10 protein-coding genes are annotated in these 13,609 nt (G+C 67.2%); 3 read left to right on the top strand and 7 right to left on the bottom strand.

Annotated elements, in window-relative coordinates; translation table 11 throughout:
• Window positions 1-171: 171 nt before the first annotated feature.
• Genes ABE422_RS18560 through ABE422_RS18545 form a run of 4 tightly spaced genes read right to left on the bottom strand, consistent with a single transcriptional unit; the run spans window position 172 to window position 4,877 of the window.
• On the bottom strand, window positions 172-1,743 hold the full coding sequence (locus ABE422_RS18560) for a DHA2 family efflux MFS transporter permease subunit (RefSeq protein WP_176989939.1): 1,572 nt from the start codon (window positions 1,741-1,743) through the stop codon (window positions 172-174).
• Window positions 1,744-1,750: 7 nt separating this feature from the next.
• Window positions 1,751-2,932 (bottom strand): multidrug efflux MFS transporter periplasmic adaptor subunit EmrA, encoded by a 1,182-nt coding sequence (gene emrA / locus ABE422_RS18555; RefSeq protein ID WP_123728786.1) that lies wholly within the window; start codon window positions 2,930-2,932, stop codon window positions 1,751-1,753.
• 11 nt (window positions 2,933-2,943) lie between these two features.
• Window positions 2,944-4,428, bottom strand: coding sequence for an efflux transporter outer membrane subunit (locus ABE422_RS18550; protein WP_313211678.1), 1,485 nt, complete (start codon window positions 4,426-4,428; stop codon window positions 2,944-2,946).
• 5 nt (window positions 4,429-4,433) lie between these two features.
• On the bottom strand, window positions 4,434-4,877 hold the full coding sequence (locus ABE422_RS18545; protein WP_088433075.1) for a MarR family transcriptional regulator: 444 nt from the start codon (window positions 4,875-4,877) through the stop codon (window positions 4,434-4,436).
• Between the two features lie 143 nt (window positions 4,878-5,020).
• Between ABE422_RS18545 and ABE422_RS18540 the strand changes: the two genes are divergently transcribed.
• On the top strand, window positions 5,021-5,899 hold the full coding sequence (locus tag ABE422_RS18540; RefSeq protein ID WP_346464646.1) for a helix-turn-helix transcriptional regulator: 879 nt from the start codon (window positions 5,021-5,023) through the stop codon (window positions 5,897-5,899).
• A 58-nt stretch (window positions 5,900-5,957) separates the two neighbouring features.
• The gene (parC, locus tag ABE422_RS18535) at window positions 5,958-8,201 is read left to right on the top strand and encodes a DNA topoisomerase IV subunit A (protein WP_346483482.1); all 2,244 of its coding nucleotides are present in this window, start codon (window positions 5,958-5,960) and stop codon (window positions 8,199-8,201) included.
• 248 nt (window positions 8,202-8,449) lie between these two features.
• Here the strand turns inward: parC and ABE422_RS18530 are convergent, their stop codons facing one another.
• The 3 genes from ABE422_RS18530 to asnB all read right to left on the bottom strand — a co-directional run bounded on the left by ABE422_RS18530 (window position 8,450) and on the right by asnB (window position 12,175).
• Window positions 8,450-8,938: a bacterioferritin gene (locus ABE422_RS18530; protein WP_313211674.1), complete on the bottom strand. Its 489-nt coding sequence runs from the start codon at window positions 8,936-8,938 to the stop codon at window positions 8,450-8,452.
• A 67-nt stretch (window positions 8,939-9,005) separates the two neighbouring features.
• The gene (locus ABE422_RS18525) at window positions 9,006-10,394 is read right to left on the bottom strand and encodes a cation:proton antiporter (RefSeq protein ID WP_346483481.1); all 1,389 of its coding nucleotides are present in this window, start codon (window positions 10,392-10,394) and stop codon (window positions 9,006-9,008) included.
• A gap of 89 nt (window positions 10,395-10,483) precedes the next feature.
• Window positions 10,484-12,175 (bottom strand): asparagine synthase B, encoded by a 1,692-nt coding sequence (gene asnB, locus ABE422_RS18520; protein WP_313217736.1) that lies wholly within the window; start codon window positions 12,173-12,175, stop codon window positions 10,484-10,486.
• Window positions 12,176-12,544: 369 nt separating this feature from the next.
• Here asnB and ABE422_RS18515 point away from each other — a divergent pair, with 369 nt between their 5' ends.
• Complete coding sequence (locus tag ABE422_RS18515) at window positions 12,545-13,423, top strand: tetratricopeptide repeat protein (RefSeq protein ID WP_313217735.1); 879 nt, start codon at window positions 12,545-12,547, stop codon at window positions 13,421-13,423.
• Window positions 13,424-13,609: the final 186 nt, after the last annotated feature.

The following is a 13,609-nucleotide window of genomic DNA, read 5'->3' as shown; positions in this document are numbered from 1 at the left end:
CTAGCTTCAGGTGCTAGCGGGGGCAACTTCGTGGAGGTTCGAGTCCTCTCCTGGGCACCATGACTCAGAAAATGATCAAACCCGCGCAAGCGGGTTTTTTCGTTTCTACCGTCCGGTAGCAAAAAAAACCCCGCCTTTCAGCGGGGTTTTTCGTTTCAACGTATCACGTGCTCAGTGCCCACCGGCCGAGGCAGCACCCGCCCCTGCACCGAACGGCGGCTTGGCCAGCCACAGGAAGGCGATGATGGCCAGGAAGATCCAGCCCAGCAGGAAGAAGATGTCGTTGAAACCCATCTGCGAGGCCTGGTGGTTGATCATGTTGTTGAGCGCCGCCGCGCCATGCTGCAGGTCGCCCTGCCCCATCGCGGTCACCTGGTCCTGCATGCCCGGGGTGTAACCGGAGATGTGCTCGGTCAGATGCGCATGGTGCTCCTGGGTACGGCGTGCCCACAGCCATGTCGTCAGCGAGGCGGCGAAGCTGCCGCCCAGCGTGCGCAGGAAGGTGGCCAGGCCGGAACCGGCGGCGATCTCGCGACCGTCCAGATCCGACAGCAGGATCTGCAGCACCGGCATGAAGAACAACGCCACGCCGATACCCATGATCAGCTGGATGCCGGCCACGTGGCCGAAGTCCACCTGCAGGTTGAAGCCCGAGCGCAGGAAGCTGGTGAAGGACAGGAAGATGAAGGCGATCGTGGCCAGCATGCGCATGTCGAACCGCGAGGCGTACTTGCCCACGAACGGCGTCATGATCACCGGCAACACGCCGATCGGCGCGGTTGCCAGGCCGGCCCAGATCGCGGTGTAGCCCATGTCACGCTGCAGCCATTGCGGAATCAGCAGCGCCACGCTGAAGAAGGCCGCGTAGGCCACCACCATCGCCAGCGTCCCGGCGCGGAAGTTGCGGTGCCGGAACAGGCGCAGATCGACGATGGGATCCTTGTCGGTCAGTTCCCAGATCAGGAACACCGCCAGCGCCACCACCGACACACAGGCCAGCACGACGATCTTGGTCGAACTGAACCAGTCTTCGTCGTTGCCCAGATCGAGCACCAGCTGCAGCGCGCCCACGCCGATCACCAGGGTGATCAGGCCGACGTAATCCATCTTCGGCTTTTCGACGTGTTCGGGGCGCCCCTTGAGCTGGTTGCCCACCACCAGCGCCGCGAAGATGCCGAGTGGCACGTTGATCAGGAAGATCCATTCCCAACTGTAGTTGTCGGTGATCCAGCCACCGAGGATCGGGCCGGCGATCGGCGCGACCACGGTGATCATGGCCAGCAACGCCAGCGCCTGCCCGCGCTTCTCGCGCGGATAGAGCGAGACCAGCAGGCTCTGCGTGATGGGGTACATCGGGCCGGCGACGAAGCCCTGGATGGCACGTGAGACGACCAGCATGCCCATGCTCTGGGCCAGGCCGCACAGCAGCGAAGCCAGGGTAAAGGCCAGCGTGGCCCACACGAACAGCTTGGTCTCGCCGAAGCGCCGGCTGAGGTAGCCGGTCAGCGGCAGCGCGATGGCGGTGCTGACCGCGAACGAGGTGATGACCCAGGTGGCCTGCTGCGAACTGGCGCCGAGATTGCCGGCGATGGTCGGCAACGAGACGTTGGCGATGGTGGTGTCCAGGACCTGCATGAACGAGGCCATCGCCAGGCCTGCGGTGCACAGGGCGACGTTGGCCGGCCGGAAGGCCGTGCCGGGGGCCGCGGGGGCGCCCGGTGCGGCGGGAGCTTGTGCGGACATGGTGGCCTCAGCTCGCCTTGCCCTGCTGCGGCAGGTTGCGCTGGATGATCTGGTGGATCACATCGTCAGCGCTGTGCAGCTGCTTGGCGTAGACGTCGGTATCGAACACCTGGCCCTTGGCGATGTCGGTCGGCAGCACGGTGCCCTTCTGGTCACGCAGGCTCACTTCGGCCTTGATCGACAGACCGATGCGCAGCGGATGCTCGGCCAGCTGCTTGGCATCGATGGCGATGCGCACCGGCACGCGCTGCACGATCTTGATCCAGTTGCCGCTGGCGTTCTGCGCCGGCAGCAGCGAGAACGCCGAACCGGTGCCCAGGCCGAGGCTGTCGATGCGGCCCTTGTAGGTCACATCGCCGCCGTACAGGTCCGAACGCAGCTCCACTTCCTGGCCCAGGCGCATGTGGCGCAGCTGGGTTTCCTTGAAGTTGGCTTCCACCCACATCTGCTCGGTCGGCACCACGGCCATCAGGGCATTGCCCGGCTGCACGCGCTGGCCGACCTGCACCGAACGACGCGCCACGTAACCGGTGACCGGCGCGACGATGCCGGCGCGGGCATTGTTGAGGTAGGCCTGGCGCAGCTGCGCGGCAGCGGCCTGCACGTCGGGCTGGGTGGCGATCACGGTGTCATCGACCAGCGCGTTGCTCTGCTCGAAGGTCTCGCGCGAACCGGCCACGGCGGCTTCGGCAGCCGCCAGCTCGGTGCGGGCGTGCGCCAGTTCTTCATTGGAGATCGCGCCGCTGCTGGCCAGGTCCTTACGACGGTTGAAGTCCTCGCGCACGCGCTTGAGGGTGACCTGGCGCGCGTTCAATTCAGCCTGGGCCCCTTCCACGCTGCGGTACAGACCGCGCACCTGGCGAACCGTCTTGGCGAGGTTGGCTTCGGCCTGCTGCAGGGCCACTTCGGTGTCGGCCGGGTCCAGCTGGACCAGCAGCTGGCCGCGCTCGACGCGCATGCCGTCATCGGCGTTGATCCCGACCACGGTGCCGCTGATCAGCGGGGTGATCTGGACCTGGTTGCCCTGCACGTAGGCATCGTCGGTTTCTTCGAACCAGCGGCCGAACATGAAGTACCACAGGGCCAGCGCGGCCAGCAGCAGCACCACGATGACCAGCAGGCCGCGCAGCAGCTTGCCACGACGGGAGGGAGCTGCCTTCTCGGCAGCGGGAGCGGAGGTCTGACTCATGGGGATGACTCTCAGGAATGCGAGGATTCGGGGGTGGCGGCGACCGTGGCGGCATCGCTGGTCGGGGTGAAGCCACCGCCCAACGCCTGGCTCAGGCGGACCGAAACAAGGATCTGACGCGACTGCAGTTCGGCCAGCCGCTGCTGGGAGACCAGCAACTGCTCTTCGACGCTGAGCACATCCAGGTAGCTGCCGATGCCGGCGCGGTAGCGCTGTTCGGCCAGATCATGGGCGGCACGTGCGGTGCTGACGGCCTGGGCCTGGGCACTGGCCTGGTCGGCCAGTGAGCGCACCGCATTGACCTGGTCGGCAACATCGCGCAGCGCGTTGAGCACGGACTGGTTGTAGTCAGCCACGGCCAGGTCGTATTGCGCGTCGGTCTTGCCCAGGTTGGCGCGCAGGCGGCCACCGTCGAAGATCGGCAGGCTCAGTGCCGGGCCGAGGAAGGCGAACGTCGAGCCACTCTTGAGCAGCTGGTCCACTTCACTGGAAACCACGCCACCCAGGGCGGTCAGGTTGAGGCTGGGATAGAACGCGGCCTTGGCCGCGTGGATCTCGCGGTTGGCTGCTTCCACGCGCCAGCGCGCGGCGACGATGTCCGGGCGACGGCCGAGCAGTTCGCTCGGCAGCACGCCGGGCAGCTGCAGGGCCAGCGGGTTCAACACCTGCGGGCGCACGATCTGCAGGCCCCGGTCGGGGCCCTGCCCGACCAGCGCGGCGAGCGCGGTGCGGGCTTCGTCGATCTGCTGCTGCGCGGCCTGCTGTTGCTGCTGCGCGGCCGGAATACGGGCTTCGGCCTGGCGGGTCTGCAGGTCACTGTCGATGCCAGCGGCGCGCCGCTGACGGGTCAGGTCCAGGGTCTTCTGCGAGCGCGCCAGTTCTTCGCTGGCCACGTCATGCAGCGTCCATGCGTAACCGAGCTGTGCATACGCCTCGGCGATGGCGGCCGAGAGATTCAGGCGTGCGGCCTGGGCGTCCACTTCGGCGGCATGACCGCTGTCCACGGCCGCTTCCCAGGCGGCGCGCTTGCCACCCCACAGGTCGATGCCGTAGCTGAAGCTCAGGTAGGCCTGGCCGCTGCCGGCGTAGCTGCCCCCGAGTTCGTCGCCGACCATCGATTCGGGCAGGCGTACGCCGGTGTAGCCACCGGAGGCGGACACGCTGGGCAGGCGGTCGGCGCGGGCGGTGCCGATCTGGGCACGCGCCTGGCGCAGGCGTGCATCGGCCGCGTCCAGCCCCGGATTGCGCTGCAGGCCTTCGGCGATCAGCGCGTCCAGCTGCGGATCGCCCAGCGCGCGCCACCAGTCCGTGGCTGGCCAGCCGGGCTGGCTCAGGCCGTTGCCGGCCAGGGTGCGCTGGGTCTGCAGGCTGTCGGCATCCAGCAGACGGCCCTGCGGCTCCAGGCCGCGGCTGCTGGCACACGCGGCCAGCGCAAGCGCCAGCGCGGAGACCAGCACCGGCCGCAGTGGGCGCAGTGAATAAGAACGTTCAAACATGGAAGTCATGGCGTTACCAGTGAGTCGCGTACACGGGTCATGAGGGAAAGCAGCTGCGCGCGTTCGTCCGGAGACAGATCACGCATGGCGTCGTCGATGGTCTGGTCGCCCCGCTGTTTGAGGCGGGCCCACAACTGGCGGCCCGGCTCGGTCAGCACGATCTGCAGCGCCCGTCGGTCCTGGGCGTGCGGCTCGCGCCGCACGCAGTCCAAGGCTTCCAGCTTGTCCAGCAGGCGGGTGACCGCGCTGGGCACCTGGTCCAGGGCCTGGGCCAACTCGTTGGCGGTGCACGGGGCACGCGCCGCGAGTACCTTCAGACCGAGATAGTGGGTGAAGCCAATACCGAGGTTTTCCTCGGCCATCGACGTGTCTAGCTGACGGACCAGGCCATCGCGCACTTGGCGCAGCAGGAGTCCGAAGCTGGGGGGATGGGCATCAGGGCAGATCATGGGTGAGCATTCTCTTCCAAAAAATATATTTCTCAATAGAAATATTCAATCTGGAACCAAATGCTGTGTTGCAGCAATCAGGACAATGGGGAGGTCGCTACCTTAATGGCGCCCGCCACTGGCCGGGTATTACAATTTGGACAATGGATAACACTTTCAGGCCAGCGCTGGAGACCGACGCCACCCAGATGATCCGCAACCAGGTCCTGGACTGGTTCGAACGGGACGACGGGCTGGGCGTGCTCGGCTTCCGCATCGAGAGCCCCAAGGGGCTGGAACGCGAGATCGACTGGCACCAGCACCGGCGCGCCCAGCTGATCTGCGTGGAGGCCGGGCTGCTGACCACCCGCACCCGCCACGGCACCTGGTCGCTGCCACCGGGCTGTGCCGGCTGGATGCCGCCGGGCGAGCCGCATACGGTGGATATCTGCGGGCCGCTGCGTGGCTGGGGCGTGATCGTGAGCGCACCGATGGCCTGTGACCTGCCCGACGAACCCTGCGTGCTGGCCATTTCCGATCTCCTGCAGGCGCTTTCGCTGCGCGTCACCGCGTGGGTGCCCGCGGCCGAGCCGAGCCTGCGCCAGCAGCACATGATCGAGGTCCTGTTGGACGAGATCCGCAATGCGCCGCGCCAGCGCATGCACCTGCCGATGCCGCAGGACCGGCGCCTGCTGCGGATCGCCTCGCAGCTGATCGCCGACCCGGCCGACGGCCGCAGCCTGGAGCAATGGGCCCGGTGGGCCGGGCTGTCGCCGCGTACACTGACCCGGCACTTCCGCGATGAAACCACGCTCAGCTTTGCGCAATGGCGCCAGCAGGCCCGGCTGGCCGAGGGGCTGCGCCGGCTGTCCGATGGCCAGAGCGTGTCCGATATCGCGCACGAACTGGGGTTCAGCAGCCCCAGCGCCTTCGTCACCGTGTTCCGCCGCCACTTCGGCAGCCCGCCCGGGCGCTATCTGGCGCGCAGCGGACACCCCCTGAACCCATCACGCGGCTTGGCATCCCCGGCCGCATCCGGATAATCATCCGCCTGCGAGGGCGACAGCCGTCGCCGTCCCTTGCCACAGGTAACAATCCCGCATGACCGATCTTGCCCGCCCCGCGTTCCACGGCTTTGAACAGCTGCCCCTGCGCGAGTACGCCGAACGGGCGTACCTGGACTATTCGATGTACGTGGTGCTCGACCGCGCACTGCCGTTCCTCGGCGACGGCCTCAAGCCGGTGCAGCGCCGCATCATCTATGCGATGAGCGAGCTGGGTCTGAACGCGTCCTCCAAGCCGAAGAAGTCCGCGCGTACCGTCGGTGACGTGATCGGCAAGTACCACCCGCATGGCGACAGCGCCTGCTACGAAGCGCTGGTGCTGATGGCCCAGCCGTTCTCGTACCGCTACCCGCTGATCGAAGGCCAGGGCAACTTCGGCTCGACCGATGATCCCAAGTCGTTCGCAGCGATGCGCTACACCGAGTCCAAGCTGACCCCGATCGCCGAAGTGCTGCTGGGCGAGATCAACCAGGGCACCACCGACTGGACCCCGAACTTCGACGGTACGCTGGAAGAGCCGACCTGGATGCCGGCGCGCCTGCCGCACCTGCTGCTCAACGGCACCACTGGCATCGCCGTGGGCATGGCCACCGACGTGCCGCCGCACAACCTCAACGAGATCGTCAGCGCGCTGCTGCACCTGCTCGACGATCCCGACGCGACGGTCACCGACCTGTGCGAGCACGTGAAAGGCCCGGACTATCCGAGCTTCGCCGAGATCATCACCCCGATCGCCGATCTGCGGACCATGTACGAGACCGGCTACGGCAGCGTGCGGGCGCGTTCCACCTTCCTGAAGGATAACGGCAACATCGTGGTCAACGCGCTGCCGTTCCAGGTGTCGCCGTCGAAGGTGATCGAGCAGATCGCCGCGCAGATGCGCGCCAAGAAGCTGCCGTGGCTGGAGGACATCCGCGATGAGTCCGACCACGCCAACCCGGTGCGCGTGGTGCTGGTACCGCGCTCCAACCGCGTGGACGCCGAGCAGCTGATGGGCCACCTGTTCGCCACCACCGATCTGGAGCGCAGCTACCGGGTCAATCTCAATGTGATCGGCCTGGACGGCCGCCCGCAGGTCAAGAACCTCAAGACCCTGCTCAGCGAGTGGCTGCAGTTCCGCGGCACCACCGTGACCCGCCGCCTCAACCATCGCCTGCAGAAGGTCGAGCGCCGCCTGCATATGTTGGATGGCTTGCTGATCGCCTTCCTCAACCTGGATGAAGTGATCCGCATCATCCGCACCGAGGACGAAGCCAAGCCGGCGCTGATCGCGCGCTTCGCGCTGAGCGAGGAACAGGCCGAGTACATCCTGGAAACCAAGCTGAAGCAGCTGGCCCGCCTGGAAGAGATGAAGATCCGCGGCGAGCAGGACGAGCTGGCCAAGGAGCGCGACAAGATCGTCGGCATCCTGGAGAGCAAGGCCAAGCTGAAGAAGCTGATCCGCGATGAGCTGGTGGCCGATGCCAAGAAGTTCGGCGATGACCGTCGTTCGCCGCTGGTGCAGCGTGGCGCGGCGCAGGCCATCGATGAAACCGAGCTGGTGCCGAGCGAGCCGATGACGGTGGTGCTCTCGGAGAAGGGCTGGATCCGTGCGGCCAAGGGCCACGACATGGACCCGTCCACCCTGTCCTACCGTGATGGCGATGCGCTGCTCGGTTCGGTGCGCGCACGCAGCACGCAGCAGGTGGCGTTCCTGGACAGCGAGGGCCGGGCCTATTCGACCCTGATCCACACCCTGCCCTCGGCCCGCGGCAACGGCGAACCGCTGACCGGTCGCTTCTCGCCGGCGCCGGGCAGCGCCTTCATGACCCTGGCCAGTGGCGAGAACAACACGCGCTTCGTGCTGGCCTCCACGCACGGCTATGGCTTCGTGACCCGCTTCGAGAACCTCACCGGCCGCAACAAGGCCGGCAAGGCGATGCTCAACCTGACCTCCGGCTCCAAGGTGCTGACCCCGGCCGTGGTGGCCAATCCGGAGACGGATCGCATCGTGGCCGTGACCAGCTCGGGCAACCTGCTGGCGATCGCGGCCAGCGACCTGCCGGAACTGGACAAGGGCAAGGGCAACAAGATCATCGACATCCCCAAGGCCAAGCTCGCGACCGAGCGCGTGGTCGCGGTGGTATCGGTGGCGCCGGGCAACACGCTGCTGGTGCGCAGCGGCCAGCGCACCATGAACCTGTCGTTCAAGGATCTGGACACCTACCTGGGCACCCGCGCGACCCGTGGCCACCTGCTGCCGCGTGGCTGGCAGAAGGTGGAAGGGCTGGCAGTGGAGTAAGCGTCGCGGTGTTGACGTGAATCGGAACGGCCGGGGAAACCCGGCCGTTTTTTTGTTGCACCCACAGAAAAGGCCGGGTTTCCCCGGCCTTTCTGATCGTCTCAACGTCGGCTGGCTGGCAGAAGCTGGCAGGCGGACGAGGGTTCAGCCGCTGGCTGGCGAAGGCTGGCTGGCGTGCGGAACCCGATGCCGTGGCACCGGTAGTGCCGGCCGCTGGCCGGCTCCCCGGAAGACCGGAACGCACCCACTCAATGCGCAGCCGTACCCTTCGCATCCATCTTGCTGGTCTGGTACAGCGCCAGGCCGATGCGCTTGATCAGGCCCAACTGCTGCTCCAGCCACCAGGCATGGTCTTCTTCGGTGTCCTTCAACTGCACCAGCAGCATGTCGCGGCTCACATAGTCCTGGTGCTGTTCGCACAGCTTCATGCCGGCGGCCAGGTTGTCGCGGACGCTGTACTCGGTCTCCAGGTCTTTCTGCAGCATCGCTTCCACGGTCACGCCGGGCTCGAACACATGCGGGCGCATGTCCGGGTCGCCGCCGAGGAAGAGGATGCGGCGCAGCAGCGCATCGGCGTGCTGGGTCTCTTCTTCCATCTCGTGGTTGAGGCGCTCATAGAGCGCGAACAGGCCCTGGTCTTCGTAGCGGCGCGAATGGATGAAGTACTGGTCGCGCGCGGCCAACTCGCCGCGCAGCAGTTCCTTCAAGCAGGCGATGACGTCCGGGTTGCCTTTCATGGGGGTGCTCCTGATGAATCAATGCGCGCATGGTGCCCTATCTGGAATTCCGGTGATCTAATCGGAATCAGTTGCAGTTGCGCTTCCACCGCTCCATCGCATTCAGCAGCGGCCCGGTCATGGCCGTGGTTACCAGGGCCATGATCACCAGCACGGCAAACAGGCGGTCGCCGAGGAAGCCCAGCTCGTAGCCCAGGTTGAGCACGATCAGCTCCATCAGGCCGCGGGTATTCATCAGGGCCCCGAGCTTCCACGCCTCATGGCTGCCCATGCCGGCACTGCGCGCTGCGCTCCAGGTGCCGATCAGCTTGCCCAGCGTGGCCACCACGATCACGATCAGGCACAGCACCAGGTCGCTGGCCTGCAGGGCATCGGCGCGCATGCGCAGGCCGGTCATGGCGAAGAACAGCGGCAGCAGCAAGGTCACCGCGAACGGCTCGACGCGCTCGGCCACGGTGTGCCGCAGGGTGGCGTTGCCGGACACCGCCACGCCGGCCGCGAAGGCGCCGAACAGCGCGTGGATGCCCAGCATCTCGGTCACCAGGGCGCAGCCCAGCGCCATCAACAGCATGATCAGCAGCCAGCGTCCTTCCTGGCCCGGCGCGATCACCCGGCGCGAGAACCACGGGCGCACCACGCACAGCATCAGCGCCACGAAGGCGACCACGCAGACCAGGTTGATCGTCGCGGGCACCCAGCCCTGCGATTGCGCAGCGGCCACGATCAGCGCCAGCAGGCACCATGCGGTGGCATCACCGAGCGCGGCGCAGGCGATGGCGGTCTGGCCCAGCGGCGTGCCGGTCATGCCCCGGTCGGCCAGGATGCGCAGCAGCACCGGGAACGCCGTGATGCTCAATGAAATACCCACGAACAACGCAAAGCCGGTGAAGCCCACGCCCGGCGGCGCGTGTGCACCATAGAGCCAGATCGCGAGCAGCACGCCCAGCACGAAGGGCACGGCGATACCGGCATGGCTGACCACGAAGGCGAAACGACGTCGCCCCCGCAGTCCGCCCAGATCCAGCTCCGCCCCGGCCACCAGCAGGAACATCAGCACGCCGAGCTGGCTGAGCAGGCCGAGCGAACCAAGCGATGCCGGCGGGAACAGCACGCCGTGGACCTGCGGCAACATGGCCCCCAGCACCAGCGGCCCCATCATCAGGCCGGCCGCCATCTCACCGATCACCCCCGGCTGGCCAAGGCGACGGAACAGCCAGCCCGCGCCCTTTGCGACCATCAGCAATACCAGCAACTGCAGCAGGAACAGACCGAGCGGCGCATGCAGATGCGCGGCCCAGTCGCCCCCCAGCGAGGACTCTGCACGGGCCACCTGCGCGGTCACGGCGGGGCCGGCAAACCGCGCCAGGCCCAGGCCGATCACCAGCGGCAACGCCACCCAGCCCAGGTAGCGCCAGGCCAGGCCGCTGCGACGCATGCCGGTGGTGTCAGAGTCCATGACCGATCCCCATCGATTGAAGGGGCGATTCTACGGGCTGCACGCGTCGCCACACCACCGCGGACGACGCGGCGGTGTGGCAGATCCGATCAGGCCAGCGCCTGCTCGTGTACGCCGGCGATGGCGCGCCCGGAGGGATCGGCCATCGCGGCAAAGCTCGCATCCCACGCGATCGCCGCCGGCGAAGAGCACGCGATGGACTTGCCACCCGGCACGGTCTCCGCTGCCGCCTGGGTCGGGAAGTACTGCTCGAACACGTGGCGGTAGAAGTAGGCTTCCTTGGTCTGCGGCGGGTTGTGCACGAAGCGCTTGTCCGCCGCGGCCATCACACGGTCACTGACCTGGGCCTCGGCATGGGCCTTGAGCCCGTCGATCCAGCCATAGCCGACGCCATCGCTGAACTGCTCCTTCTGGCGCCACAGGATCGAGTCCGGCAGGTAGCCTTCGAAGGCTTCGCGCAGCACCGCCTTCTCGATACGTCGCGTACCGGCAGGGCCCTGCCCGACCATCTTGTGCTTGGCATCGATGCGCATGGCCACATCGAGGAACTCGCGATCCAGGAACGGCACGCGCGGCTCCACGCCCCAGGCCATCATCGACTTGTTGGCGCGCAGGCAATCGTAGTTGTTGAGTGCGTCGAGCTTGCGCACCAGCTCCTCATGAAACTCACGCGCGTTCGGCGCCTTGTGGAAGTACAGGTAGCCACCGAAGATCTCGTCGCTGCCCTCACCGGACAGCACCATTTTCACGCCCATCGCCTTGATCCGGCGCGCCAGCAGGAACATCGGCGTAGAGGCGCGGATGGTGGTGACGTCGTACGTCTCCACGTGGCGGATCACTTCCGGCAGCGCATCCAGGCCTTCTTCGAAGGTGTATTCGAAGCCGTGGTGCACGGTGCCCAGGGCTTCGGCGGCGATGGCGGCGGCCGCCAGATCGGGCGAGCCCTTCAGGCCGATCGCGAAGGAGTGCAGGCGCGGCCACCAGGCTTCACTCTGATCGCCATCTTCGACACGGTGGCGGGCATAGCGCGCGGCGACGGCTGCGACCAGCGACGAATCCAGACCGCCGGAGAGCAGTACACCGTAGGGCACGTCGGTCATCAGCTGGCGGTGCACCGCACGCTCGAACGCCTCACGCAGTTCGACGCGGTCCGCCTCCACGCCTTCGACCGCGTCGTAGTCGCGCCACGGGCGCTCGTAGTAACGGGTGAGCGTGTCGGTGGCGCTGTCGTACCAGTGCCCCGGCGGGAACTGCGCGGCGTCGGCGCAGATGTCCACCAGCGACTTCAGTTCGGAGGCCACCACCAGGCGGCCGTCCTTGTCGTGGCCCCAGTACAGCGGCACCACGCCGATCGGATCCCGGGCGATCAGCACGCGCTGCTCGGCGCGGTCCCACAGCGCGAAGGCGAAAATACCGTTGAGGCGGTTCAGGAACGAGGCCGGGCTGTCTTCGCGGTACAGCGCGTTGATCACCTCGCAGTCCGAGCCGGTCTGGAAGGCGTACGGCTGGGCCAGCTCGGCCTTCAGTTCGCGGTGGTTGTAGATTTCGCCGTTGACCGCCAGTGCCAGCCCGCCGTCTTCGGAGAGCAACGGCTGCGAGCCACCGGCGGGGTCGACGATGGCCAGGCGCTCGTGGACCAGGATGGCGCCGTCATCGACGTACACCCCGCTCCAGTCCGGGCCGCGATGGCGCTGGCGCTGCGACAGGTCCAGCGCATGGCGACGCAATGCGACGAGGTCATCGCCTGCCTGGAGGCCGAAAATACCGAAAATCGAACACATGGGAACAGCTCCTGATGATGGGGGAATACACGTATTGCAGGCATTCGACCGGCCACCCAGGCCCGGAAGGGGTAAACCCGGGCCACAAAAAAACCCGCATCGGTCGATGCGGGTTTTCTGGGGTCCGGGCGAGTTGCTTGTACTAGCCCTGGTCGCAGTCCCGCATCGGCCGCGCACGATTATTCGCGCGCAGATTAGTGCGGTTGGTATTGCTGACAGCGGTGGCCGGGAACGAGGACATGGACCGACCGTAACCGGGTTTGGGCGGCGGTGCAACTGTTGCGATGGCAACCAAACCGACCGCCGCGGACAACCCCGCGCTCCGGGGCCGGGCGATAATCACGGTCCTTCTGCACCCCCCTGGCTGGCATGACCGCTCGCATTGGACGCATCGCTACACGCCTGGGCGGCATCGCCCTGGCCCTTTCTCTCATCGCCTGCAGCAGCGCCCCGTCACGGACGCCTGCGAGCATCGTGCAGTCGATCGAGACCAAGGCGGCCGATGGCAGCTTCGACAGTGCCTGGGAGGCCGCCAGGACCTACGAGACCTTCAACGACCCGCGCGCCGTGACCTGGTACGAACGTGCCGCCGCCGTCACCCCGTGGAGCTTCCACAACCCCCAGGCCGAAGAGGCCCTGGGCCGGATCTGGACCCACGGTGAGCTGCTGCATGGCACCGGCCCGAACATCCTGCAGGGCACTGCACTGCGCGCCTCACCGCGCAAGGCAGAGCGCTGGTATCGCGCCGCTGCCGAGCATGGCAACCCGATGGCGATGCTGATGCTGGCCAGGTTCCATCGCGAACGCGGTGAGGCGGCCAGCGCGCTGCGTTGGGACCTGCGCGCGACCATCTACCACCACATGCCGTCCGAATCCTCGCGGCTGCCGCAGGCGATCGCCGCGCAGCCGGAGGGCACCCTGCATCCGCTGGTCGTCGACATCCAGCGGCGTGCGCAGCGCGGTGATGCCGACGCCCAGGTGGATCTGGGCGCGATGTACGAACTCGGGATGGGCCTGCCGCGCGATGGTATCGAGGCGCTGCGCTGGTATCGGCTGGCGGCCGACCAGGGCAATGTGTACGGGCAGTATTTCAGCGGCCTGCTGCTGGGCCGCGGCCGCGCCGGCGTGACACGTGATCTGGACGCGGCCGCAGGTTGGTTCGCCAAGGCCTACGCGCAGAAGTTCTACCTGGCCGGGGAAACGTACTGGCGCGAGCGGATCAAGGCGCCGTTCTGGACCTTCGGCTGACGCCGGATACCCGAAATTTCCGCCCCACCCGGTAGAGCCGACCGTTGGTCGGCTGCACGTGTCGCCCCACCGGGTAGAGCCGACCGTTGGTCGGCTGCACATGTCGCACCACCGGGTCGAGGCCCCCCCGGGGCGGGGGGGGCCTGGGCCCCCCCCCGCCGCCAGGCCCCCCCCCCCCCCCCCCGC

The sequence above is a fragment of the Stenotrophomonas sp. TWI1151 genome (assembly GCF_039673135.1).
In the GTDB taxonomy this organism is placed as follows: domain Bacteria; phylum Pseudomonadota; class Gammaproteobacteria; order Xanthomonadales; family Xanthomonadaceae; genus Stenotrophomonas.
Note: the sequence above shows the minus strand (reverse complement) of the source record. Positions and strands in the feature narration are given on the sequence as shown.